The organism is Microcystis sp. M53603_WE2 (genome assembly GCF_030065435.1).
The window spans coordinates 1-2,362 of sequence record NZ_JASJFF010001161.1 but is presented as its reverse complement, the minus strand read 5'-3'; the positions used below and the strand labels follow the sequence as shown (position 1 = coordinate 2,362).

The window sequence follows — 2,362 nt, the reverse complement described above, 5'->3', positions numbered from 1 at the left end:
TCGGTATAAAATTCCTTTAACCCTAAGTCAATTCCTGTTATTTGTCCCGTTGGTTTATGGTATTCTTGCCGTTCTACGTCAATTAAAAACTGGCAATAATAACCGTCAGCACGTCTAACAACTCTTACCCGTCTAATCTGTTGTTCTGAATAATAAACTAAGGTCTTTTGACTACACCATAAATCAAATTCTCCTGCTTTAAAGCCATCGGTAAATTTAATTTTACGTCGCTCATCAGATAGTTTGTAGCCTGTTAGTTTATATTCAACCGAACGGCTATGCTTTTTGAACCGGGGAAAACCCTTTTTCCCTGGTATCTTAGCATGACAATTCTGGTAAAATCGATTAATTGATTGCCAGGCTCTATCAGCAGCCGATTGACGTGCTTGTGAGTTTAATTTATTAACCCAAGGTGTCTCTTTATTGTTAGCTAGTACCGAGCAAAGTTTTTGGAGATCATTGCGGGTTGTACCCTTATGATCCATCCAATAACGAACACAAGAATTACGCACAAACTGAGAAGTTTTGATAGCTTCATCAAGCCGGTGATATTGCTCTAGTGTCCCGTTTTTTAGCTTTGCTTCTACGACTAGCATCTAACAATTCTCGACCATTGGTTAAGTAGATTATAACACAGTTTACTCACAAATGATAGAATTAAATCGATACTCCGTTGCTAATATTCTGGTCGGATTTCATCCCCCGCTAATTTTAGTGAGTATCTTGTTGAAAAATCTAGCGGGGGCATTCATCCGACATTTTAGGTAAAGTAAAATCAGTCATACACATATCAGACGGCGAGAGCGTATCAAGTAGCTCCGCAACAACCTCCGCCTGTCCTTGTCCTAATAAGCGTTCTAGCCAAATATTCGTATCCAGAAGAAACACTAGCCATTTCTCCATTCAACTGCAAGATGCTGTAACTCAATTGATGTGTAATCGGTTTTAAGCATCCCTGCCCAGTCTTGACGGAGTTTACGTTTTATAGGTTGGTTAGATTTACTTAAAAGTGACTCTACAAACGTTTGTACTTCAACCTTTAACTGAGGCGATAATTGTCTCACCAGTTCTTCTAGTGATTTTGCTGATGTACTCATGTATTTTACCAATTCAACTTTTTGCAGTAGTTGATAACTAATCTACCACCAGTCTAGCATAGGATTTGATGAGAAACAGCACTAATCTTGAAAACCCCTATAACCCAGTATAGCGCCCTAAAGCAAGCCCTCCAACCCCATCTAGGGGTGCTACCCAGTGCCTTCGGTATCGCACTTTAACCCACAGTTTCAATCAATGTGCATGGTGCGTTCCCCAAAAATCTATTAGTGGAGTAGTAGGACTTGCATTAGGGAACGCAGCCTACCAGCTGAATTCACTGCGTTTACATGATTATGAGTTATCTAACACACGGTCGGGTGCAATGATTTGTTAGATCTCAAATTCGATTACAGTAGCAATGGAGGCTACAATTTCCAGCATTGTAATTTCAGAAACGCTTCCTAATTTATGAATAAACCTTTGTAAATCCACCCCCCTTAGTTGAAGAGTATCAATTGCAGAAGCTTTATTCAATCCATTGATACTGTTAGGTTCAATTTTAACGTGCCAGAAATTTGCTGAAAAATATGTTTTCCAGTCTGTAATAGGAGCAATAAGCTTGATAGGAAGCTTTCCTACTGAATCGGAACTGATGACGACAGCAGGACGCACTTTTTTGATTTCTGCACCCACAGTAGGATCGAAGTTGACTAACCAAATTTCTCCACGTTTTGGCAGCTCAGGGTTAATAGTCAATGATGTCACCTGCCATTAACTGCTGCCATTCAGAATCTTGTTGATAGTGAGAGAGCATTATAGCGGTTCTCGCATCTGTGCGGCACACTTAAACCTTTGCTGATTAAGCTGTTCAGGATCGCGAATGTACCTCTTGTGAATCAGAAACGCTATATATCGGCTTGACTTTTGAGAATATTCCTACGTTCAGTCATTGGTAACTTCAGAAAAGCAAGACGCTGTTTTAAGGATGGAGAGATAGCTTCGGTGGTAGAAGAATCAGAACTAACTTCTTCAACCAAAATAACTACCTCAACAGTTTGTCCTACAGTCAGATCTGGAGATTCAATTTCAATTCTATTTCCAGGTAGAACTTTTGCTGTCGTGTACAAAGTTGATTTAACCATTTTAAGCCTTCTCTTTAAGTATTGTTGTTAATGTAGCTTATGGCTCTTCGGTTTGTGTTATGCAATGGACGGGGATTATAAGGGATGGAACCCTTATATAGAAAGGCATTTAGCGATTTTTGTCAATTGTTTTTTATCTAGAGCGAACTAATCAATTAAGTCTCTTGCCAGATAAGGATTTA

The 2,362-nt window shown here is 39.3% G+C and carries 3 protein-coding genes and 1 pseudogene; all 4 read right to left on the bottom strand.

The genetic code is table 11. The features are described 5' to 3' along the window. Positions 1-596: RNA-guided endonuclease InsQ/TnpB family protein (locus PX481_RS24455; protein WP_288096522.1), on the bottom strand; the 596-nt coding region annotated here is incomplete at its 3' end. Between the two features lie 291 nt (positions 597-887). Then, positions 888-1,097 (bottom strand): DUF2281 domain-containing protein, encoded by a 210-nt coding sequence (locus PX481_RS24450; RefSeq protein WP_002760653.1) that lies wholly within the window; start codon positions 1,095-1,097, stop codon positions 888-890. Positions 1,098-1,428: 331 nt separating this feature from the next. Further along, the gene (locus tag PX481_RS24445; protein WP_196219847.1) at positions 1,429-1,803 is read right to left on the bottom strand and encodes a type II toxin-antitoxin system PemK/MazF family toxin; all 375 of its coding nucleotides are present in this window, start codon (positions 1,801-1,803) and stop codon (positions 1,429-1,431) included. Then, positions 1,784-2,180, bottom strand: a pseudogene (locus PX481_RS29905) (hypothetical protein). Before PX481_RS29905 ends, PX481_RS24445 begins: the two are co-directional and overlap by 20 nt. Positions 2,181-2,362 lie beyond the last annotated feature (182 nt).

Coding starts and splice junctions, on each gene's coding strand:
- PX481_RS24450 (WP_002760653.1), bottom strand. CDS start 1,097: ATGAGTACATCAGCAAAATCACTAGAAGAACTGGTGAGACAATTATCG.